General features: G+C 42.4%; 18 protein-coding genes. 11 read left to right on the plus strand and 7 right to left on the minus strand.

Going from position 1 to position 21,708, the window contains the following annotated elements; genetic code table 11:
• Nucleotides 1-286: 286 nt before the first annotated feature.
• From OCT63_RS08375 to OCT63_RS08385, 3 genes are read right to left on the minus strand one after another with little or no spacing between them, the layout of a single operon-like run.
• Complete coding sequence (locus OCT63_RS08375) at nucleotides 287-1,642, minus strand: FUSC family protein (protein WP_269983564.1); 1,356 nt, start codon at nucleotides 1,640-1,642, stop codon at nucleotides 287-289.
• A 12-nt stretch (nucleotides 1,643-1,654) separates the two neighbouring features.
• Complete coding sequence (locus OCT63_RS08380; protein ID WP_060466792.1) at nucleotides 1,655-2,515, minus strand: HlyD family secretion protein; 861 nt, start codon at nucleotides 2,513-2,515, stop codon at nucleotides 1,655-1,657.
• Nucleotides 2,516-2,525: 10 nt separating this feature from the next.
• Nucleotides 2,526-2,738: a DUF1656 domain-containing protein gene (locus OCT63_RS08385; protein WP_269983565.1), complete on the minus strand. Its 213-nt coding sequence runs from the start codon at nucleotides 2,736-2,738 to the stop codon at nucleotides 2,526-2,528.
• A gap of 471 nt (nucleotides 2,739-3,209) precedes the next feature.
• On the opposite strand from OCT63_RS08385, the gene aspT reads away from it, so the two are divergent.
• The 7 genes from aspT to OCT63_RS08420 all read left to right on the plus strand — a co-directional run bounded on the left by aspT (nucleotide 3,210) and on the right by OCT63_RS08420 (nucleotide 11,989).
• Complete coding sequence (gene aspT, locus OCT63_RS08390; RefSeq protein ID WP_269983566.1) at nucleotides 3,210-4,925, plus strand: aspartate-alanine antiporter; 1,716 nt, start codon at nucleotides 3,210-3,212, stop codon at nucleotides 4,923-4,925.
• An 87-nt stretch (nucleotides 4,926-5,012) separates the two neighbouring features.
• Nucleotides 5,013-6,611 carry a bifunctional aspartate transaminase/aspartate 4-decarboxylase gene (locus OCT63_RS08395; RefSeq protein ID WP_269983567.1) on the plus strand — a complete coding sequence of 533 codons (1,599 nt, stop codon included), beginning with the start codon at nucleotides 5,013-5,015 and terminating at the stop codon, nucleotides 6,609-6,611.
• A 204-nt stretch (nucleotides 6,612-6,815) separates the two neighbouring features.
• Nucleotides 6,816-7,673: a pyridoxal kinase PdxY gene (pdxY, locus tag OCT63_RS08400; protein ID WP_161674263.1), complete on the plus strand. Its 858-nt coding sequence runs from the start codon at nucleotides 6,816-6,818 to the stop codon at nucleotides 7,671-7,673.
• 219 nt (nucleotides 7,674-7,892) lie between these two features.
• On the plus strand, nucleotides 7,893-9,065 hold the full coding sequence (locus tag OCT63_RS08405; protein WP_269983615.1) for a patatin-like phospholipase family protein: 1,173 nt from the start codon (nucleotides 7,893-7,895) through the stop codon (nucleotides 9,063-9,065).
• Nucleotides 9,066-9,153: 88 nt separating this feature from the next.
• Nucleotides 9,154-9,507, plus strand: coding sequence for a hypothetical protein (locus OCT63_RS08410; RefSeq protein WP_443088549.1), 354 nt, complete (start codon nucleotides 9,154-9,156; stop codon nucleotides 9,505-9,507).
• A gap of 158 nt (nucleotides 9,508-9,665) precedes the next feature.
• Nucleotides 9,666-10,571, plus strand: coding sequence for a LysR family transcriptional regulator (locus tag OCT63_RS08415; protein WP_269983569.1), 906 nt, complete (start codon nucleotides 9,666-9,668; stop codon nucleotides 10,569-10,571).
• Nucleotides 10,572-10,828: 257 nt separating this feature from the next.
• Nucleotides 10,829-11,989: a BamA/TamA family outer membrane protein gene (locus OCT63_RS08420; protein ID WP_269983570.1), complete on the plus strand. Its 1,161-nt coding sequence runs from the start codon at nucleotides 10,829-10,831 to the stop codon at nucleotides 11,987-11,989.
• An 88-nt stretch (nucleotides 11,990-12,077) separates the two neighbouring features.
• On the opposite strand, the gene OCT63_RS08425 is transcribed toward OCT63_RS08420, so the two are convergent.
• The 3 genes from OCT63_RS08425 to OCT63_RS08435 all read right to left on the minus strand — a co-directional run bounded on the left by OCT63_RS08425 (nucleotide 12,078) and on the right by OCT63_RS08435 (nucleotide 16,571).
• Nucleotides 12,078-12,635: a PhnA domain-containing protein gene (locus OCT63_RS08425; protein ID WP_017058318.1), complete on the minus strand. Its 558-nt coding sequence runs from the start codon at nucleotides 12,633-12,635 to the stop codon at nucleotides 12,078-12,080.
• A gap of 221 nt (nucleotides 12,636-12,856) precedes the next feature.
• Nucleotides 12,857-15,298, minus strand: a complete 2,442-nt coding sequence (locus tag OCT63_RS08430; protein WP_269983571.1) for a VolA/Pla-1 family phospholipase — start codon at nucleotides 15,296-15,298, stop codon at nucleotides 12,857-12,859.
• Between the two features lie 13 nt (nucleotides 15,299-15,311).
• Complete coding sequence (locus OCT63_RS08435) at nucleotides 15,312-16,571, minus strand: outer membrane protein transport protein (protein ID WP_060466782.1); 1,260 nt, start codon at nucleotides 16,569-16,571, stop codon at nucleotides 15,312-15,314.
• A gap of 358 nt (nucleotides 16,572-16,929) precedes the next feature.
• On the opposite strand from OCT63_RS08435, the gene OCT63_RS08440 reads away from it, so the two are divergent.
• On the plus strand, nucleotides 16,930-18,012 hold the full coding sequence (locus tag OCT63_RS08440; RefSeq protein ID WP_161674255.1) for a site-2 protease family protein: 1,083 nt from the start codon (nucleotides 16,930-16,932) through the stop codon (nucleotides 18,010-18,012).
• 130 nt (nucleotides 18,013-18,142) lie between these two features.
• On the opposite strand, the gene OCT63_RS08445 is transcribed toward OCT63_RS08440, so the two are convergent.
• On the minus strand, nucleotides 18,143-18,931 hold the full coding sequence (locus OCT63_RS08445; RefSeq protein WP_161684363.1) for a M48 family metallopeptidase: 789 nt from the start codon (nucleotides 18,929-18,931) through the stop codon (nucleotides 18,143-18,145).
• 165 nt (nucleotides 18,932-19,096) lie between these two features.
• On the opposite strand from OCT63_RS08445, the gene OCT63_RS08450 reads away from it, so the two are divergent.
• From OCT63_RS08450 to OCT63_RS08460, 3 genes are all read left to right on the plus strand, one after another.
• Entirely contained in the window at nucleotides 19,097-19,522 is a 426-nt protein-coding gene (locus OCT63_RS08450) for a hotdog fold thioesterase (protein WP_102450672.1), read from the plus strand.
• 89 nt (nucleotides 19,523-19,611) lie between these two features.
• Nucleotides 19,612-19,845, plus strand: a complete 234-nt coding sequence (locus tag OCT63_RS08455) for a DUF3389 domain-containing protein (protein ID WP_161684365.1) — start codon at nucleotides 19,612-19,614, stop codon at nucleotides 19,843-19,845.
• Nucleotides 19,846-20,008: 163 nt separating this feature from the next.
• Nucleotides 20,009-21,700 carry an SgrR family transcriptional regulator gene (locus OCT63_RS08460; protein WP_269983572.1) on the plus strand — a complete coding sequence of 564 codons (1,692 nt, stop codon included), beginning with the start codon at nucleotides 20,009-20,011 and terminating at the stop codon, nucleotides 21,698-21,700.
• Nucleotides 21,701-21,708 lie beyond the last annotated feature (8 nt).

The raw sequence follows: 21,708 nt of genomic DNA on the forward strand, positions 1-21,708 counted from the left end.
ACTTCGTGTTCAGTTTGTTATTAATGCATCCATAAGGGTTTGCGATGTGAATGTCGCATTTGGAAATGCATTGCGTCAGTCAATGAGAGTATTCTAAGGTGAGGTAGGAAATGTCGTTAATCGCGTTTGATGGATGATATCCTCACTTGATTGGTTTGGTGGTGTTTTTTGTTAAATTTTTGATTTTATGAGTCTTGATGTCAGCATGATGCGGAAATAAAAACAGCCTGAAAAACAATATGTTTAGCAGGCCGTTACATTTCTATGAGGTCACTTGGATTTAATTCTAAGCCGTCGCTTTTACTCTAAACAGATCAGTAAAGAATTTCGCTACCATTAGAATCATTAATATATTAACTAGCATAAGTAGCGGTGTTTCGATCTGGTAAATAGGCGTTAGATTCAGCGCACCAGACGTAAGTACGACCAGCAAGTTGACACCCAGTATGCGATGCACCATAAGTTTAGGTGCATCGAATACTTTCCATATCACCATAATATTGATGAAGTAGAATAGGGCGAGTTGCCATAACTCAGTCATCAAAGGCATCACGAAAATGTACTGCAGTAGGATCACGGTTCCCGTACCGAGTACACCGAAAAACGCATCTTTGATGATACTCGGCGGCATCGTTGGCAGCATCGAAGAAAATACACCGGCAATCATAGGAAAAATAAAACCACCCGGCATTGGAAGATATATCCATATTAATAACGATGTTACGAACATCGACACTCCTTGTAGGACCTTGCGCCCGTCTTCATTCAAATGTTGAACAAACGTACGATGAGCGTGATGCCAAGACACCTCTTTGTTATCGCCCATTACATTGGGTTCACCCTCAACAAGAGATTGATCTGGTGTTAATAAATCGAACGTCTTCAAGTTGTGAGTAAGAACTGCCCATTGGATGCCCAAGTCAGATTCGCTGTCACTTTGTTTGAGTAATGTATCTTGGATATACGCCATTTCATCGATACGTAAACGCCATGTTTGGATATTCTCTTTAAGGTGGTAACTTCCGGTCAGTGGGAGATCTAAAAGTTGATACAGCTTATCAATATTTGCGGTATTGCTTTCAAGTGCGGTAATGTCGATGTCGTCTGTTTTTTCCATCGCATCTAATAAGGCTTGTTTACTTGTTTCGAAACGTTGTACAAAGTTGAGTTCAGTATTCACAGGCCACACGATGCGATACACAATAGAGAAGACGACAACACCTAATAGTGTTTCTTGAAGTCGAAGCACAGCAAAATGAAAGGTCATTTGGCTATCAAACCCGCCCATACAAGAAATAATCGAACAGACGGCGAAACCAATAGAAAACACATAACCATACTTCTCGTCACTAGACATGAAAATGCAAGTGCCTAAGAACAAGGTAAAAAATGTCAGAAACAAAAATCTGTCTTGTGAAAACATCGCAATGAGGAAAAAGGCATAGCCGGTCCCTAACAAGGTTCCCATTAACCGATTATGACCTTTGTTTATTGAATGGGCGAAGCTTTCGTTCAACGCCATCACTGCAACCGCAATCGCTGCCCAATACGGTTTCTCCCATTGAAACCAAAGAGCAAGGCAAATTGCGATAACAATAGAAAGTGCGGCTTTGATCGCTTCTTTAGTTGATGCATTGAACATAGAAACACCCAATTATTTAATGATTTTGATTGAGGCTGTCATACCAACACGCAGCTGCACGTCTGCAGGTACTTTATCTAACTTAACTTTAATAGGGATTCGTTGAGCGAGACGTATCCATTGGAAGTTTGGATTCACGTTTGGCAATAAATCATTACCTGTGCTGCCGTCTTGTTTAGCGATACCAAAGCCAATACTTTTGATATGGCCTTCTAGTTGAACATTGTTGTGCATCATAAGTGTTACGTAGGCCTTATCTTGAGCATCAACGCCGACCAGATCGGTTTCTTTGAAATAACCTTCAATCCAAAAGCTATCTTCATCAATTAACGCAACCACAGGTGAATTCGCGACAACTTGAGAGCCCACGCGTAGGTTCAAGTTAGTGATGTAACCGTTAGTAGGCGCGTATACCTTGGTGTACTCAAGATTCAGGTGTGCTTCTTCTACGTTAGCTTTTGCTAGTTCGACATTCGCGGCGCTTGTTTCTACAGCGTTGCTTAAGTTGTTTAGAGTAAGAACGGGGACGGCTCCGGGCGTTCTTTTCTCTAAATTCAAGGCGCGTTGTTCTTCATTTTTGGCTTTGGCGAGTAGGGCAACCGCTTGTTTTTGAGTGGCAAGCGCTTTTTTGTAGGTCGCGTTGTAAATACTCGGATCGATTTCAAAAAGAAGATCGCCTTTGGACACTTGTGAGTTGTCGTCCACGTGCACTTTGACCACTTGCCCGGTGACGCGAGGTGTGATTGAAACAATGTATGCGCTGACTTGACCGTCTCTAGTCCACGGATTGCTTGTATAAGATTGGTAGTAGTTGTAAGCCACAGAACCAGCAGTCGCAACTAATAACAGTGTGATGAGATAACGTTTGATCACGGTAAGTGCCTCAAAAAATGGTAATAAAATGGCCGATAGCGCCAGTAAAAATCACGATTAAGCTTAGTTCTGCTATTGCAGGTAAGGCGACATATTTATGTACTCCAAGCCTTGTGGCGATTGACCCAGTTAAGATTGTTAATATGTAAGCCAATGCAATAACCAGTAACAGCGGTGGGAAGTAGACTTCGCCCCACACGAGTTCATGCGGCATTGTATTCATGGTTCTTTTCTCTATTCGTTTGATGAATACAAAGATAACGGAATTCGATTTATTGTGACAATCGCTTATAGAGGGTCAGATCCATCAAAAATCTGACTTTATTAGGTGACTGTGCTGACCACGTCTTTTTTTGGTGCCCTAAGCCAGTAGAACAATGGTAGGTAGGTTATCGTTCTGGGTATAAAAACATTTTTCGAAATTTATTTCGAAAATGATCCACTTATCCTACCTTGAACTAAATGCAGTAAAAACAACCACTTTAGATATAAATTATACTTCAGGTTCCCTCCAAATAGTCAAAGTGATGATTTGATCCGTCAAATGGGATTACATAATTAAACCTTTTGTTATTAATATTCGGTTCGAAGCAACGAGATGCTTTATTTAATTTGAATAATCCAACAAATATCAATATTAAGTTATTCGTTAGGTTATTTACTCCTTTTATTTAATAACAAGAGTAAATTTTTCATGGACATTATTTCTAATCTATTTGACATGGCACCATTTGTCGCTCTATTTATTACACTATCTCTTGGCTATATGGTTGGTAAAATTACCATTGGTCGATTTGTTTTAGGCGGTGTTGCCGGAACATTATTGATGGGCGTAATTATAGGACAATTTGGTGTTAATATTGACCCAGGTGTGAAAAGTATTTTCTTCGCGCTATTTATATATGCAGTCGGTTATCAAGGCGGTGCTCAGTTCTTTAAAGCACTTAACTTTAGAACCATCAATATATTACTTTCAGCTGTCGTGATGACTGTGTCCGGTTTACTCTGTGTATTAGCTGCAGCATGGTTATTTGACCTAGACAGAGGTACTGCTGCGGGCCTTGCAGCTGGTGGTCTTACACAGTCTGCGATAATTGGCACAGCGGGCGATGCTATTGCTCGTCTTGGTGGCGTTTCAGAAGAAGCAAAGCACCTAATGCAAACCAATGTTGCCGTTGGTTACGCAGTAACATATATCTTTGGATCTTTAGGCCCAATCTTGATGGTGACATGGGTATTCCCAACACTGATGAAGTGGGATATTCGAGCTGAAGCGATTGCCTTAGAAGAAAAAAACTCTAACGGTAAACGTGAGCTAGCGCCAGGTGAATTTAATGCAGTTACGGCATTAGTTACTCGTGCGTTCAAAGTGAGTGCTAGCGATAAGCTAGTAGGAAAGACTTTAACACAGCTAAATGATACATCACTTTCTGCTTGTATAGAGCTAATTGAACGTGATGGACAAGAGCTTGATGCAGACAAGTTTACTGTACTCAAAGAAGGTGACATCGTCGTTGTTACTGGTCGTCGAAATACGGTTCAAGATTTACAGTGTAAGGGTGAAAGCAATGAAGTATCTCTTCCTGAAAGCTATGAAATAATTGAAGAAAATCGACAACTGATTGCAGATAACCACAAGCTTATCGGACAATCTCTTAAAGAGCTCAAACAAAACTCAAACAAAGGTCTATATCGCGGAGTCTACATTACTGACTATATCCGTGAGGGTGTCTCGCTTACATTGACACCGGAACTCGTTGTTAAGAAAAACGATATTATTCAAGTTACGGGGACTGCAAATGATATTAACCGCGTAGAGAAAAATATTGGCAAACGTATGAGCTCAGCAAGCATGACTGACTTTGTCATTCTTGGTTTGGGTATGGTTGTTGGTCTTCTTATTGGTTTGATTAGCTTTAAAATTGCGGGGATCCCAGTAACGATCGGCTCTGGTGCAGGTTGTTTGATCTCTGGTTTATTCGTTGGTTGGATTCGTAACAGAAACCCTCACATTGCACAATTCCCAGTTGGAGCCGTTAACTTTATTCGTGACTTTGGCCTGGCAGCTTTTGTTGGAATTGTAGGGTTGCAAGCAGGGCCACAAGCCGTTGACACCATCAAGGAACACGGCATGTCATTATTGTTCTTAGGTGTTGCTGTAACCATTATTCCGCAACTTATTTCATTCTTCTTTTCATACTTTATCTTGAAAATTAAAAATCCGGTCGAGGCATTAGGTTGTGTGACTGGTGGACGCAGCGCAAACCCAGGCTTTGCGGCATTACTGGAAAAAACAGGCAATGCAACACCTGTATTTACTTTCACAGTAACTTACGCAGTAGCTAATGTCTTACTTACATTGTGGGGCCCAATCATCGTCGGTGTCATTACTTTAAACGCAGGCATGTAAATAATAAACAGTAACTTATCGGCTAAATGTTTAGTCGATAGGATAAGTATTCCCAAAATTTAACAAATATATAATTAGGTAAATATTATGACTACACAAAATACTAATATCGACTTTTCAAAATTCGCTGATTTAAGCCCATTTGAATTAAAAGACAAATTAATTGAAGTTGCTCAAGCCGTGCCAGACCGCGCTTTACTAGACGCAGGTCGTGGCAATCCAAACTTCCTAGCAACATTGCCACGTAAAGCGTTTATTCGTCTTGGTGAGTTCTCTGTTAATGAAGCAGAACGTAACTATGCGTACCTTGGGGGTGATTTCGGCGGTATCCCTGATGGCGTGGGTATCGTTGAGCGTTTCGATACGTTTGCTAAAGAATACTCAAACGACAAAGGTGTTCAGTTCATCGAACGCGCACTAAGCTACGCAAAAGATCGTCTAGGTATCCCAAAACAAGCGTTCTTAAACGAACTCGTTCTTGCTTACCTAGCGTGTAATTATCCAGTACCACCACGTATGTTGACTAATATTGAGAAAGTGGTGAAGCAGTACATTGCACAAGAGATGTATGGCCCAGTTCCAATGACCACAGACTTCGACTTGTTCGCAACGGAAGGTGGTACGGCATCAATGACCTACACATTCCAAACGATGTTCAATAATGGTCTATTGAAAAAAGGCGATAAAGTGGCGTTAATTACGCCAATTTTTACCCCTTACCTAGAAATTCCAGAGCTTTCTGAGTACGAACTAGAGATCGTTGAGCTGCGTCTTGATGAGACCACTTGGCAGCTACCAATGTCTGAAATCGAGAAACTGGCAGATACAGACATCAAACTACTTTGCGTCGTTAACCCTGCTAATCCAGCATCAGTGAAATTCTCTGACGAGACTTTAGAGAACCTAACAAACTTTGTGAATGAGCAACGCAGTGACCTATTCATCATCACTGATGACGTATACGGTACATTTGCCGATGACTTCGTTTCTCTATTTGCAAAACTACCGTACAACACACTTTGTGTTTACTCGTTCTCTAAATACTTTGGTGCAACCGGTTGGCGTTTAGGTACCATTGGTATCCAACACAAAAACGTATTTGATGACGCACTAAGCTCTTTCAGCGAAGAAAAACAGTGTCAACTTGATGACCGTTACAAAACACTGACTCCGGAGCCACGTGACATTAAGTTCATCGACCGCATTGTTGCAGATAGCCGTAGCGTCGCCTTGAATCACACTGCCGGTCTATCTCTACCGCAACAAGTGCAAATGGCGATGTTTGCCCTAACGTGTCTCATGGATTCTGAAGGTAGCTACAAAGCAGCATGCAAACGCATCATTCGTGAACGCTACATAACTCTATACACCAACATGGGGCTAGAAGTTGAAGAGAACAAAGACCGCGTTGATTACTACACACTGCTAGAGCTAGACACTCTAGGTGGCAAACTATACGGTCAAGAGTTCGTTGAATGGTTCAAAGCAAGCGGTAAAGGTAAAGATTTCTTATTCCGTCTAGCTCACGAAACGGGTGTTATTTTACTACCAGGTAACGGCTTCGATACTGTACATGCATCGGTTCGTGTATCTCTGGCTAACCTGACTCACCATGAGTACGAACTGATTGGCCGCGCAACTCGCAAGGTGTTGGACGAGCACTTCGCTGAATTTCAAGGAGCATAAGTTCAAGTCAGGCTTAGAGTCGAATACATGATTTTAAGCCGATGACGTCCCACTCATTAAGAATAAGCCTCGGCGATGTCGAGGCTATTCCGACCAAATAAGCACAGTGATTATATAGCAAGCGGCTTATCTTGATGTTCCGTTGTGTTTATTTAGTCGTCTTATCTAAGTAATAAAATCCATTTCAAACTAAAAGAGCGACGCATGAAAAGCATTATTTCTATTCAATCTCACGTGGTTTATGGGCATGCAGGAAACAGTTCTGTGGTTTTTCCAATCCAAAGAATGGGACTCGATGTGTGGCCAATCCATACTGTTCAGTTCTCTAATCACACTCAATATCAACAAGGTTGGACTGGGCAAACATTCGGCTCAGATGATATTCGAAACTTGATTCGAGGCTTAGACAACATCAGTGCATTGAAAGCCTGTGGCGCGATCCTTTCTGGTTATCAAGGAAGCGCAGATCAATGCAAAGCGGTTGCCGAGGCGGTTAACCTCATCAAAGAAAAAAACCACAGCGCACTCTATGTTTGTGACCCTGTCATGGGTGACCCAGATAAAGGTTGTATCGTTGAGGATGGCGTTAAAACCGCCATTACCAAACACTTGCTGCCTATTGCCGATGTTATCGTGCCAAACCAATTTGAGCTAAGTGAATTGACCAATACCAAGATCCACTCGCTTTATGATGCGGTTACTGCCTGTAAGAAAGCATTGGAAATGGGCCCGAAGATGGTGCTTGTCAAGCATCTCCATTCTCTGCCCGATGATGCGTTCAGTATGATCCTAGCAACGAAGAAGGCCTGTTACTTAGTCCAACGACCGAATATCGAATTTGATAAACAACCAGTTGGTGTTGGCGACCTTATCTCAGGCCTATTTACAGCGGGATTAATGAAAAGAATGTCTCCGGTGGCTGCATTCCGCCATGCAAACAACGCAGTCTATGGTGTACTGGAACTAACTAAGAGTTATGACACTTGGGAACTACAAACGATTAATGCTCAATATGAATTTGTTGAGCCTACCCACGATTTCAATGTGGTCAAAATAGGCTGAGCGGTTTAACTCCAACGGTGCTTAAGGTTAAGGGGCGACTATTCGATGGGTTGCGTCCTACAAGCGAGGTTACGAGTTAAACCTGTTCCTAGCTATATTACGACCACAAAGAGATGGACTTCACTTTGTCCCTATTTACTAATCTTTCTGTTTTTTAACTTGCTTATTTATTAAACAGAGACTCTGAATCAATTTAGAGAATACTAAATGAGCCTAAATATGAACCGTCTAATCTCTTCGGGTCTTACCGTTGCTTTGTCACTCCTGGTAGTCGCTTGTAGTTCACCTCACACGCTAGACGTACGCGTAAACAAAGACAATTACAAAGAAGTTACTTTAGAAGATGCATCATCAGTCGCTGAGCCATTGCGTATTTGGGCGAGTGAGTCGCCAGACTTCTTATACTCTCCAGTGGATCAAACCACGCCTATTACTGTGTCAGGTGATCAATTGAACATCTTGGCGTTGTCGGGAGGTGGCGCTAACGGAGCTTTTGGTGCCGGTATCTTGATAGGGCTAGAAGAATCGGGCCAATTGAAAGACTACTCAATAGTGACAGGCATCAGCGCAGGCGCGTTAATGGCACCGTTTGTGTTCATCGGAGGAGATGCATTCTCGCGGATGAAGGACGTGATGTTGAACATAAATGATAAATCCGTACTCGGTAAAAAGAATTTTTTGAACACTGTCTTTAAAGATGCGTTTACTGATGGCGAAAACTTGTATCAGTTTATTGCTGAAGCTTTCCCAGAACCGATGATTGAGCAAATCGCAGCACAACATCGTAGCGGTAAGCGTCTGTTTATTGGTACTACTCATTTTGATTCTGGTGAACTTGTCATTTGGAATATTGGTGCAATAGCAAATAGCGACATGCCAGATAAGTCTGAACTCATATATAAGGTGTTGGCCGCAAGTGCGTCTATTCCTGGTGTGTTCCCACCGCAGTTCATCGATGTAGAGCATGAAGGTGAAATCTTTGAAGAACTGCACGTCGATGGCGGTTTAGCGACTCAAGTATTCTTCAATCCCTCTAACTTCGACTATCAACAGATCTCAGATGCACTTGGGTTAGAAACACCCCCACAGCTCGATGTTATTCGAAATGGCGCGCTGAAAGCGCCGTATCACTCGCTAAGAGATAAGGGACTCGATTTGGTAGCAAAGAGTGTATCAAGCCTAACGCTTGCACAAACGCGTGGTGACTTATATCGAATGAAATACATCAGTGAAATCAACAACATTGATATGCAATTCACTTACATCGAGCGCGACTTTGGTTACGCCAAACGAACCAAGGACATGTTTGATGAACATTATCTATTAACTATATACGAATATGGTTATTACAAAGCGACTCACGGGAAACCTTGGGTAACCGAATTACCTTGATTAGGGATATTATAAAATGAAAAGAACAGCATTAACGCTACTGATCTTGGCAACGTCTTGCGCTGCAATGGCACAAAACGTGCCCTCAATGGATCAGCAAAAAGTCGGTAACGACATGTTACAAATGGCCGACGTTCAGCAAGAAGCGGCGCTAATCATAGTCGAAGAGGGTTTAGACTACGTGGCGATTGATTACATTGGTCAGTGGGTTAAGGTGAACAATTACGTCACACACAAAGAAGCGAAGCAACGCCAGCTTCAAAAGAGCACCAAGAAATACATTTACTCGCAAACGGGTGAAACTCTAGAGTCTATTGAGCAGCGTATTGCTGAACACATTCAAGCAGATCAACCTAAATATTTCAGTGTCGATGTTTACCGCAATTACCATGGTGACTCAGGCGACTTTAACTACCTAGCTCGAGTGATCGAATACATTTAAGTTATTCGTTACACACCAATGATAGAACCTACTGACTTAAGTAGGTTTTTTTGTTTCAACCAGACGAATTCATTTCACTATTATTATTCTTACAAAGTAGATATTTCGTTAATCTGTGGTAATTTAAATACATAACGACCAACAGTAAGCACAATAAAATGAATTTCAGCATTGAACAACTTCTCGCGTTTGTGACTGTTTATGACCAACTGTCTTTCAGCAAGGCTGCGGTTAAGTTGAACAAGCACAGAACGACAATCGGGCAGGTTATTACAAACCTTGAAGACCAGCTCGCGGTAAGCCTATTTGAAAGGGTTGGACGTTCGGTTAAGCCAACAGAAGATGGCCATCACCTTTATCACTATGCTAAGCAAACGATTGAACAAGCCCGAATTTTCGATAAGGTCGCTTTGAGCTTGTCTTATGGTGGCTTGGAAAGCATTACTTTTGCTTATTCAAGTGTAATACCTCACCAAATACTTGTGGATATTCGAAAGAAGTTACATCGTGATTTTCCGATGATGCGAGTGAATTTTCTAGTACGAAATAAAAAAGACATTAAGCAAGGCCTTCAGAGTGGTGAGTATCATTTTGGATTGGTCAACGTGCATGACAGTCGTGGAATACATAGTTTTGATGCGACCTTTTTAGGTCATATTGAGTTTTTCCCTTTCGTTCAAAAAAATGGTGAGTTTTCATCTTTGGCAAAGGAAGATGTGCTTTTAGCGTTAAAAAACGCGAAACAGTTTGTCTTAAAGTCGTTTCTTGAAGAAGGGATGTCCGAAAAAATAACCATTAGCTCTGACAATGAAGAAGTAGACCAATTGGCGTTAGTTATCAAAATGGTTGAAGCGGGCCTAGGGTGGGCGCTGCTACCAAAAACGTTCGCTCATTCTGAACTTTCGCATTACGACATCGAACCTATACAATCATCTGAAATGGAACAAGGATTTAAATTTGGCTTTGCTCTTTGGTGTCATCATTCTAAACAAATGAGTGATGTGAAGTCTTCGATCTTATCTGTTATTAAAGAAAACGTAGATCGACTGTTAAAGCGAGATTAACAAAGCAATAACACAGTTTATTTGTTTATAGAGGCTCATTTATATGAGCCTTTTTCGTTTCTGCCATCTATAGAATGATTTAATTTTGTAGGACGAGACCCTCCATATGAGAGTAGGGTAAACATAGAAAACGCTCTATTATGCTTGTGCTGATAAGGAACTCTCTTAGCAGTAAAAAGTTCTTAATTTCAATGTTTATTGCAAGGAAGCAAACTTTCAACCGAGGCTCATGCCTCGGTTTTTTTGAGGCAATTTATATGAACCGCTGTGGTGTGCTTGCGTTATTATCAAGCTCTTTACTGATCCCTTTTGATTCAATGGCATCGTTTTACGACCCTGTGGATGGTCAGTTTGATATGGGCCACCACATTGCAGAAAATGCAACGGGGTTTTTACCTATACCTATACTAATTACCGAGCCTGCGGTTGGGTATGGTGGTGGTGTTGCTGGGTTGTTTTTACACGAGAGCGATGAAGAAAAACGAATTCGTAAAGAAGCAGCGTTAAAGGCTATTGATGGTGGTGCGCAACTTGTTCCATCTGCGATGAGTGTTGTTGGTGCTCTGGGAACTGAAAATGGAACTTGGTTTGTTTTTGGTGGTCATAGACGTTCATGGTTGAACGACTCAATTCGTTATACCGGTGGCGGTGGTTTCGGTGTCGCTAATATCGATTTATATAAGCAACTCTCTTTTGGTGACAACGAATTAGACTTGAAATTTGGCACATCAACGTCGGTCGCGGTACTTTCACAAAAGGTGCAATTTAGAATCGGTGATACACCTTGGATGATAGGTTTGAAACAGTTATTCGCCAAGTCTAAAGTTGAATCTGATAATCGTTTGGTCGACAAGTTTATGGAGCTTACCCTAGGCACTGAATCAGTGACATCTGGTTTAGGTATTGAAGCTGAATTCGATACAAGAAACAATTTGTTTTACCCAACAAAAGGATATCGATTTTCTGCAGACTACATGGTATTTGATGATGCGATTGGCAGTGATTTAAATTACAGAAATCTCAATGTTGAAGCGGAAGGTTACATTCCAGTGTCAGAAAAGTGGACACTTGGTTTAGCGGGTAACTATCAAAATTATGAGCAAGGTGATGGATTTGTGTCTCCAACAGCTAAGCCATATGTTGAATTAAGAGGTGTGTCTTCATTTCGCTATCAAGGGGATGAAATTGAAACCCTCCAAGGGCAGCTGGCCTACAGTATTAGTCATCGTTGGAAAGTATCAGGCTTCTATGGTTCAGGAAAAGCAACGGAGCGAGCTGATCAAACGAACAAGGTGAATGCAGGAGGTGTTGGTTTCCGATACCAAATCGCAAGACGTTATGGTTTACACCTTGGTATGGACTACGCGCAAAGCCATGAAGAACGCGCTATCTACTTTAATATAGGCAGTGGTTTCTAGAACAACTAAATCGGTTTGATTTTTTCTAATAAAAAGGCGCTAATTATTCATTAGCGCCTTTTTAGATTTTGTTCAGCTAAAAGGATAATTACTTTTTACGGCAGAACTCAGCGATTACGTACATTGATTGACCGCCGTTTGTTTTACCAGAAACAAGCTTAGGATCGTCACCAACGCTGATACCACGAATAACAGTACCTTGCTTAATCACTTGGTTAGTGCCTTTGATTGGCAGGTCTTTGATTACTGTTACGTCGTCACCTTTTTTAAGTTCAACGCCGTTCACATCAAGAGGCTTGTCATCAGCAGACATGCCGATTTGTGCCCAAACTGATGTTTCTTCTTCAAGGTACATCATATCTAGCGCGTCTTGAGCCCAGCTTTCAGAGTTCAGACGAGTAAGTTGACGCCACGCCATTACTTGAACTGGCGCTTCCTGGCTCCACATGCTGTCATTTAGGCAACGCCAGTGGTTGATATCTTTAGGATCGTCGATCTCACCAAGACATTTGTCACATACCATGATGCCGTGATCCACTGTTACGTGGCTGTGTGGCGGTACTGCGTATGCAGTAAGAGAAGAATCAGAACCACATAGTTCACATTTAGATTGGCAGCGTTCTAGCATCGTAGCTTCAGAAGACATAATGGACTCACATTTATTAGGTGTTAAATTACGGAGGCTATTATCCACTTTATTCACAATAAAGAAAGAGGTCGTACGGTATTCTGTCTTGATTAATTTTAGCTGAGATCAACCATTTGTGTTTTTTAATATTATGCAAACGGTTAACTAGAGAAGGTTGGTTGGTGATAAAAACAAAAATGCCAGCGGTTAAGCTGGCATTTGGTTTCACTGAGAAAGCATTATTGTTCCAAGACTGCTCCATTAATAGAGCCTACTGATAAAGCGTTGTCTACTAAGAAATCTGTAGCTTGTGTCTGCATGCTTGCATGATGACCTGCGTCCAAAGGTGTTGGTGTAGAGGTATCTTGCGGTAAAACAAATGTACTATGCGCAGCAACATCACTGAACTTAACAAAGTCCTTCGCACCGTCGGGGGTCGTGTTACTCGAATCAACGACTGTTAGGCCAAGCTTCGTTGCTAACGGTGTGGTTCCCGCGAACGGAGCGTTTACCACAGTGTTTGGTACTGTATCATCACCTTGCACTTGCCCCATATAAATAGGCAGAACAGGTGAGCCAGAAGCAACTAGATAAGCAGCATTGGTAAATGGATCAACAGTATCTAACACAGTTTGTGCAGCGTAAGCGAACTGTTGAAAAGCGGCTGTCATGGTTGCTTTCTGTGCTGCAGTCGCGTTTGCTTCAAACGTTTGATAGCACTGCTTACTAGAAAGGCTTCCACAGTTTGCGGTTGCGAAACCTGCGTATTCAGTTGAAGCGCTCAACGCAACATTGTGTTTAACCTGAGGACCAAACTCTGTAGAACCTAGTAGAAGGTTAGATATTTGACCACCAGAGTTTTCAAAAGCTGCAGAACTAAACGAATACAGAGCATCAGCCGTTGGACTACCTAACGTACGGTTAGAGGCTGCAACAGCTGTCGTTCCAACAATACCGCCCAAAGAGTGACCTAAAAATTTAACCTGTGAACCTGTATTTAGATTGAATGCACTCAATGGAGAACTAGCGAGTAAACCAGCTTGCAAAGAAGCGGTTAATGATGCACGTAAGCCCATTACATCTAGTGCACTTTGTCGAACGTTATCGCGAGCTACTGGCAAGTTTGTTAGGTTTAAATAGGCCAAAACGTCAGCGTTTGCCGAACGAGTATCATCCAAACTACGTGTACCGTGAATTGGAAGGTCAATTGCTAGAACCGCCGTATCATCTCCCACTAAGTTATAAGCAAAGGCATAAGCATTTTCTTTAGCTGAGGTAATGCCATGCTGATAGATGACAACGTTTTTTGGTGTTGCTCCATTCTTAGTAAATAACAAGAATTCAACAGATTCCAATGATTTAACTTGTGGAACTGGAGAATATTTAGTGATTACTCTCTCGCTATCTAGCGGAGAACCATCAGCTAGTACAAGGTTTAAACCAATCAGTTTAAGTTGTTCTGTTTGGCTGGTTGCTAAGATACTGGTATCGATACCTGCCGCAATAAGCTGCGCAGCCATGTTAGCTTGTTCTGCGCTGTTGCTAAGAGCACTAGATACTTTAGCTAGGCTCGGCATCGCTGATTCGAATGGCTGAGCGTTCCAGTTACTTGCGTCTTTTTCCAAATAGTGCGGTAGTTGAACGAAGCCTTCGCTGACATCGACATTCGCGCCGGAGTTGGTATACATTAAATTGATTGCGCCTTTTGCTAAAGCAATGGCATCGGCATCACCGCCACCAATGTACTTGTCAAAGTCCGCATCTTCAGAAAGCGCTGTGGTAAAATCTTTTGTTGAAACAAACTGCATTCCGTATGCCGTCGATAAATCTACGCCGTTAGGGTTTGCGCTATCTTTCCAAACACCATTTAGATTTGCTGAAGCCAATCCTGTTGCGGTTGCTGCTTTGGTAGCGAAAAGTGAATCACCGACAGACTCTGTAGTAAACCACGTCGAATAAATGATGTTCTCAGTATCAAGGTTAATTGCACCTGCAGCAGTCGCTCCAGCAAAGATCTTTTCAACCCCTTGAGTGACTTGCTGTGCTTGAGCAAGGCTACCTTCGGTATAAGTTACTGCACTTGATTTCAGTGCAGCATAACTTGCCGACATGCCAACAGGATCGCCATTAACATCCGTTAGTTCATTGGAAAGTGCCAATACGTATTCACTTGAAGCATCTAAGGAATCATTGAACACAATTGTGAATGTGTCAGTTGAGGCGTTAGATAGAACTTTAAAGTCAGTGCCTAAGGTCAATACTCCAGCAACACTTGGTACTGTGTCTGAAGTAAGTGAACCACTAAGCTTTAATAGGTAAACACCACCTGTAGCGAAACCATCAGCTAAACCAGTACCTTCAAAGTTCATGATGATTGGCATTGAAGTAGACCAGCCATCCATTGTGTTCATTGCTGCGATAGGGTTGGTTAATGAATCATCACCGCCAGTTGGTAAACCAAGTGTACCGTCGGTAGTATCCATTAACGCGAAGCTAGGAAGAGGAACGGCAATATCCGCACCCGTTAGTTGAAACTTGATGCTCGTCGCTTGTGCGAGTGAATCTTGAATGTATTGCTCATATTGAATCGCTGTTGAAGCACCTGAACTCGAAGAGTCATCACCACAACCAGCAAGAAACATTGCTGAAGCGAGCAGCGAAACATTAAATAACTTTTTCATGTTTTAATTCCGTTTAGTTGAAGGTGTAGTTCATTTGAATTGCAGATAGGTAAGCGACTGCATCACCAGAGAATTCAAGTTCTTGACCAAGTTCATTGGTTTCAGTGAAATCACCTTCTTTACTTTGAACAAGAGCGAAACCAGCATCGATTGAAAGGTTAGGACTGTACTGATAAGTCAAACCTGCGCTGTACCAGAAACGATCGCTATCTGGAATACTCAATGTCGCTTCACCCGCTTGCTCGTCATAAGCTAAACCAGCTCTTAAGGTCCATGCTTGGTTCAATTGGTAGGTAGCACCTAGTGAGTAACGGTTATTGTCGTCGTAATCTTCAGTCTTTTTGAAGCACTCGCCATTTGCGCAATCTGAGCTCGTCGCTTTGAGTTCTTTAAAGCTACTCCAACCCGTTTGTTGCCAACCGTAATGGATAGCCCATTGATCGGTTAGTTGGTGGAAAGCTGAAATCTCAATGATCGAAGGTAATGTGATTTTTAGACGACCGGTTGTGGTCGTTGCACTACCTTGGACGATTCTACCTGTGTAATCGCTGAAGTCGCCATCATCAAAATCTAGGTCAACCTCTGAACGATAAGCGATAGAGAATCGATTGTTTTCATTCAGTTCATATAACGCACCTACGTTCCAACCAAATGCAAAGGTTTCACCTGTCATGCTAATCAACTTTGTTGAAGCTGGATCGCCAGTGATGTTCGAAATAGAGCCCTGATGACGATTAAGTTCTGCCTCTGCGTAAACAAGGTTTGCACCAGCGCCAACACTGAATTGGTCATTAATACGATAGGCGACATTAGGGTTTACGTTTACAGATATAAGTGAAGTATCACCAGCAAGATCACCAGCATAAATATCATCTGGGTAATCGGTAGCAACTCCGTAATTAGAGAACATACCAATGCCCCATGCCCACTTTTCATTGATCGGACTGATGTAGTAAGCGGCAGGAACCACTTGCAAAGGTGCAACATCTTTCGATACTTGGCTTTGACCGCCAGAACCTGGGACATTGTTTTGAGTGATATTAACCTCGGGATCAACGATAGAAACCGCGCCTGAAAACTGTGCTGTATCAAATAGGGTCATTGCGGCGGGGTTTCTCGCTAGTACACTCGCGTTATCAGCTACGGCACCTTCACCTGAAAAGGCACGACCAAGACCTGAGGCAGAATGCTCAGCAACTTGGAAACCAGCCGCAAGTGAGTTACATGCAAATAGTACTGAAAGTGAAACGAGAGAGCGTTGTATTGTTTTCATCCTTGACCCTCCTAGGGCATCGAATTTCGTTATTATGGTTTGAAAACACACTGAGCATTTTTGGTGTCGAAGCTCTAATGTAAATAGCATGTTAAATTCATGTTTAATATAAAGTCAAAGAAAGAGTTGTGATTTTGTGAGGTTATGTTTTAAAGGGGCGGCACTTTAACATCGATAATATAAACATAATCAATAGTTTATTAATGGTTGGAGGTGTGACCAGAGTGTTTATGCGTCGTTGCGGTATAAATAGTGTTCAATAGCTCAATATGTAACAACTTTGTTTGTGTTTACCGCTATTCGCTAAATCGGCATAATATCGACTCATTTTGATAGTCATTAAATTGGAATTTTAAGTTTGGAATTACTCGCGATAGAGTTTCTTGGTAAACCGCTTCGTTTAGAAGGATCAATGGCAGGGTGGCAGCAGTTGTTTTGGGACAACACGTTGGTGTCTCAACTGGATGCGAACTCAGAAGAAGACGATCTGAGAACACACACATTTACCCTTCGTTCTGGTGAAGAAACGTTGCAGTGTCACGTTGAGTCGACCGTTCAATGGCAGCCCTTTGAGATGACGTATAAAGCATCGGTTAATGGGCAAACCATTACCGAAGGAAATCGCAACACTAAAGATATCGAACAACAGACTCCGGTTATGGCACCTAAGCCTGAAAAGCGTTTTAGTTTGATTGGCTTGGTGTCGCTCGGAATGAAAGCGCTGAAGAGTGCTAAGTTGATTAAAGTGGTGCTTGCTTCTGCCAGTTTAGCGGCGTATTCATGGCTGTTTTCTATTCAGTTCGCACTGGCCTTGATCGCTTGTCTTATGTTCCATGAGTACGGGCATATCAGAGCGATGAAATACTTTGGGATGAAGACAAAAGGGATCTACTTAATCCCATTCCTTGGCGGATTAGCGCTTTCAGACGAAAAGATTAATACTCGATGGCAAGATGTGGTTATCTCGATCATGGGACCATTGTTTGGTTTGATATTGTCGTTGATATTTACTGTCTTGTACTGGGCAACTGGCGAGATATTCTTTGCCGGGCTTGCCGTGTTTAACGCCTTGTTAAATCTATTCAATTTACTTCCAATTTTGCCTCTGGATGGCGGCCACGTGTTGAAAAGTATCAGCTTTTCGATGAACAGCGTATTGGGCATTGTGCTGTGTGTCGCTGCAGCCGTTGCCGGTGTCGTGTTGAGTTACCAATTGAACTTAACCCTGTTTGGTTTTCTCTTAATCATGGGTAGTGTTGAAATTCTGTTCGAATGGAGAGGCCGTCATCATAGCCACTTGTTGCCATTAGACAGATACGGCCAAATCGTATCCTTCCTTTGGTATGTGGGCTTAGTAACAGGATTAATTGGTGTTATCTGGTACTTCGCTTCAACTGGTGACCAATTGCTGAGCCTGCCGTTACAGATTCTAGGCACTTAATGCATATTTATAACTGAGTAACTTGTTAATAAAAATCCAGAGTCGCCAAATGTAAACAAAACGAAAAACGCCCTAACCATTTGGATAGGGCGTTTTAATATCTGCGATTTTAAGTTGTGTGTTCGTTAATTCATACTTTGCAATTTGGTTTAGCAACGTTCGATTGAGGCAGTGTCGTGATCTTGGTTTGCAGATCTTTAATTCGAGTACCGTGAGACGGGTGCGTAGAAAGTAACTCTGGTGGTTGATTGCCACCTGATGCTTTCGCCATGTTTTGCCATAAATCGACGCTTTGGTTTGGATCAAACCCTGCTTTTGCCATGTACTCTAGGCCAACGATATCAGCTTCGGATTCTTGAGTTCGACCATAAGGCAGAATCACACCATATTGAACGCCCAATCCTAATGCGGCCATGGTCATGCCTTGATACTGTTTGTATTCTGATGAACCGAGAGCAACACTGGTGATCGACAAACCTGTATTGGCGAGTTGTGATTGTGATAGGCGTTCGTTACTGTGGTCAGCAAGAACGTGTGCCACTTCATGCCCGATAACCGTTGCCAATTGGTCTTGGTTCACCGCAACATTGAGTAACCCCGTGTAGACGCCAATCTTTCCGCCTGGCAGAGCGAACGCGTTCACTTGGTCGCTATCAAAAACCACAACTTCCCATTCACTAAAGCCTTGCTTAGGGATGTGTTGAGTAATACTGTTCGCTACGCACTGAACATAAGCGTTGGTTTTTGCATCTTTACTGATGGGTTGCTCTTTCTTCATTTGTTCGAAAGACTGTGCCCCAAGCTGAGACATATCTTGATCTGAAAAAAGCAGCAGTTGGTTTCTTCCTGTCGGGGAAGCGCTACACGCGGTTAGGCCTGCAAGAGTGAGAAGCGAGGCAAACTTCGTCCATGACGTCATACAATATCCTCTGTGTATTCGGTTTTTATGCATGTTAACATCAACTTGCGTAATAACTAATAGCTGTAAGATAACTATTGTCTTTAAGACCATTATTATCGCTAGAACACCATTAGTGTTAATAAAAAGGCTCACGCACTAACAAAGTATAATTAAGGAACCCACATGAGTATTTGGAAAAAGCCCGTTGATCTAGATATCTTCAACGCGACCTCAAAAAATACCTTAATTGAGCACCTCAACATTGTTTACACCGAGGTTAACGATAACTCCTTGGTGGCAACCATGCCGGTTTGTCATTTCACCCATCAACCACTCGGTATGCTTCATGGCGGCGCATCGGTAGTTTTAGCCGAAACCCTAGGGTCACTAGCAGCAAACTTCTGCGTACCCGAAGGTTACTATTGCGTAGGGCTAGACATCAACGCTAACCACGTTCGTTCGATGCGTGAAGGGCATGTTATCGGCACCGCTGAGCCTATTCACCTTGGCGTATCTACTCAAGTATGGCAGATAAACATCACTGATGAACGTCAACGCTTGGTGTGCACAAGCCGTTTGACCATCGCAGTGAAAAAGCATAAACGTTAGTTCTGCGAGCAAGGTGAGGTACAGTGATCATCCTAACCACACCTGATTAAACCTCATTTACACACTGTTTATTTTAGTTAGAGAAATCCATGGTCATAACGTTTAAAAGTGGAAAAGTCATCGCAACGGCGCATGAGTTGGTTGTTCGTTTGGACGGTGAACACAGAGTCACTATGCAAGCGCAAGTTGATGCGATTCAACTGATCGGAAAAGGGGCAAACGTGATTTCGGCGAATGGCTCTGAGTGCAAATGGTCAATAAAATTAGACAACGAACAACAGCTTCGTGACATCGCCAATGAAATCGGATGCGATGTGATGTAATTACTGGTTATCACTGCGTTTATTTCTGATGTCTATCCCCTATTAGAGGCGCTAAAACGACTCACATTCGTTACCTCTCCGTAAAATTTAATAAGTTCGATTGATTTTGACTCTTAAAATAGGGAAACTAAATTCAATATCCTTTGAGTGAGTTTTCCTCTTTATGAGCAGCCCAAGACTTCGCGTTCAATTTGAAACCCTGTTTGAATACTTCGATGGTAAAGATTCTGATGTTCAGCTTGATGACATAACAGATGTGCTCTGTTGTACACGTCGTAATGCCAGAATGGTACTGAACAAGCTTGAAGAAGAAGGTTGGGTAGAGTGGTTACCTGCAGCGGGTCGCGGTAAATTGTCTCAACTTATCTTTAAGCAGAATCGGTGCGATGTTAGTGAAAACCTAGCACGCCGCTATTTAGAAGAAGGTAAAATCGGACAAGCGCTATCGGTACTTGACCACAATGCCGCAAAACTTACTCAAGTTATTCAAAACTACCTGGGCGTACAGTACCAAGAAGGTGAACAAGTTATTCGTTTACCTTACTACCGTCCGCTCTCCATGCTCAATCCAACCAAATCGATGCGACGTTCTGAGCAACACATCGCTTGTCAGGTATTCAGTGGGTTAACTCGCTTAGATGAGAACGATCAGCTACAGCCTGATCTCGCGCATTCATGGCAAAAGATTAACGACAATCAATGGCGATTCTTCTTGCGGCCGGGCGTCCGTTTTCATAATGGCGAACCGCTATTGACGAGTCACGTTGTGGACACGCTGCTTTTACTCGAACCGCTCAATATGTTCTCTCATATTAAAGGTGTCTCATCACCTGCAAATTGTGTGGTTGATGTCTTTCTAACGCGTCCAGATAAATATTTCCCACTCGCGCTCACCGAATCAGTTGCAAAAGTGACTCTGCCGATGATTTTACGTGGTGAAGATTACGATATTCGTCCAATTGGTACTGGCCCGTATCGCATTGAAAATAATGACGAAAAACAACTCGTTTTAACGGCTTTCAATGGATACTTTGGTTTTAGGCCGTTGATCGATCGTGTGGAAGTTTGGGTTGTTGATGAAGCCTATTCGTCGATGGTTTACCCAAGCCTTTCTAAACCAATAATGGCTGATCGTGGTGATAGCGATGAAGTAGAGCTTGATCCGGGCTGTACGTATTTACTGTTGAATAGAAAAAAGGGCATTGCACAAGATCCAGAATGGGCAGAGTTTCTATCGAACGCGTTGAATGCCTCTGACTTGTTTGTCCATATTCCAAAAGAGACAGTTATCGACTTAGGTGTGTTACATGCTTACGGGATCAAACCCGGTTGGTATGACATCAAGTTAAAGGTACCTGTTTGTCCACCAGCAAGTGTTAAACCGAGCATAAAATTGGCGTATCAATGCCAACACCCGATGTTCCCAACACTTGCTAAAGCCATTGTCACTGTATTGAAGCAATACAATGTCGATGTTGAACTTTTCGGTTACGAAACCGATCCTCCACATGCCGACAATGTTGATATCTGGATTAACCCAATGGGTATTGCCAACAACCGAGATGACGCGTTGGCCTTCTGGTTGATGGATTACAGCTTTCTGGATGAATCTAGCCCGGCAGAAGACTTCGATCAATGGTGTCACATGATTGATCGTTGGCGAACCGGTGAGTTTGAACAATTCCCAGCAAGACAACTTGGTAAACAACTCGTACAAAGTAATCAATTGATACCGATGTTCCACTGTTGGTTAGGCGTAAACAAAGACCAATGCGGTACACTGCAAAACGCTAAGTGTAATGCATTAGGGTGGTTCGACTTTAGTCAAGTTTGGGTAAAACCTGAAGTTGATTGAAACCCGAG

The organism is Vibrio sp. RW, assembly GCF_027587105.1.
GTDB classification, from domain to species: domain Bacteria; phylum Pseudomonadota; class Gammaproteobacteria; order Enterobacterales; family Vibrionaceae; genus Vibrio; species Vibrio toranzoniae.

Excerpts from the sequence above, each read along its gene's own strand:
- OCT63_RS08375 (WP_269983564.1), bottom strand. The coding sequence starts at position 1,642 with ATGTTCAATGCATCAACTAAAGAAGCGATCAAAGCCGCACTTTCTATT.
- OCT63_RS08385 (WP_269983565.1), bottom strand. The coding sequence starts at position 2,738 with ATGAATACAATGCCGCATGAACTCGTGTGGGGCGAAGTCTACTTCCCA.
- aspT (WP_269983566.1), top strand. The coding sequence starts at position 3,210 with ATGGACATTATTTCTAATCTATTTGACATGGCACCATTTGTCGCTCTA.
- OCT63_RS08395 (WP_269983567.1), top strand. The coding sequence starts at position 5,013 with ATGACTACACAAAATACTAATATCGACTTTTCAAAATTCGCTGATTTA.
- pdxY (WP_161674263.1), top strand. The coding sequence starts at position 6,816 with ATGAAAAGCATTATTTCTATTCAATCTCACGTGGTTTATGGGCATGCA.
- OCT63_RS08405 (WP_269983615.1), top strand. The coding sequence starts at position 7,893 with ATGAACCGTCTAATCTCTTCGGGTCTTACCGTTGCTTTGTCACTCCTG.
- OCT63_RS08410 (WP_443088549.1), top strand. The coding sequence starts at position 9,154 with ATGGATCAGCAAAAAGTCGGTAACGACATGTTACAAATGGCCGACGTT.
- OCT63_RS08415 (WP_269983569.1), top strand. The coding sequence starts at position 9,666 with ATGAATTTCAGCATTGAACAACTTCTCGCGTTTGTGACTGTTTATGAC.
- OCT63_RS08420 (WP_269983570.1), top strand. The coding sequence starts at position 10,829 with ATGAACCGCTGTGGTGTGCTTGCGTTATTATCAAGCTCTTTACTGATC.
- OCT63_RS08425 (WP_017058318.1), bottom strand. The coding sequence starts at position 12,635 with ATGTCTTCTGAAGCTACGATGCTAGAACGCTGCCAATCTAAATGTGAA.
- OCT63_RS08430 (WP_269983571.1), bottom strand. The coding sequence starts at position 15,298 with ATGAAAAAGTTATTTAATGTTTCGCTGCTCGCTTCAGCAATGTTTCTT.
- OCT63_RS08435 (WP_060466782.1), bottom strand. The coding sequence starts at position 16,571 with ATGAAAACAATACAACGCTCTCTCGTTTCACTTTCAGTACTATTTGCA.
- OCT63_RS08445 (WP_161684363.1), bottom strand. The coding sequence starts at position 18,931 with ATGACGTCATGGACGAAGTTTGCCTCGCTTCTCACTCTTGCAGGCCTA.
- OCT63_RS08450 (WP_102450672.1), top strand. The coding sequence starts at position 19,097 with ATGAGTATTTGGAAAAAGCCCGTTGATCTAGATATCTTCAACGCGACC.
- OCT63_RS08455 (WP_161684365.1), top strand. The coding sequence starts at position 19,612 with ATGGTCATAACGTTTAAAAGTGGAAAAGTCATCGCAACGGCGCATGAG.
- OCT63_RS08460 (WP_269983572.1), top strand. The coding sequence starts at position 20,009 with ATGAGCAGCCCAAGACTTCGCGTTCAATTTGAAACCCTGTTTGAATAC.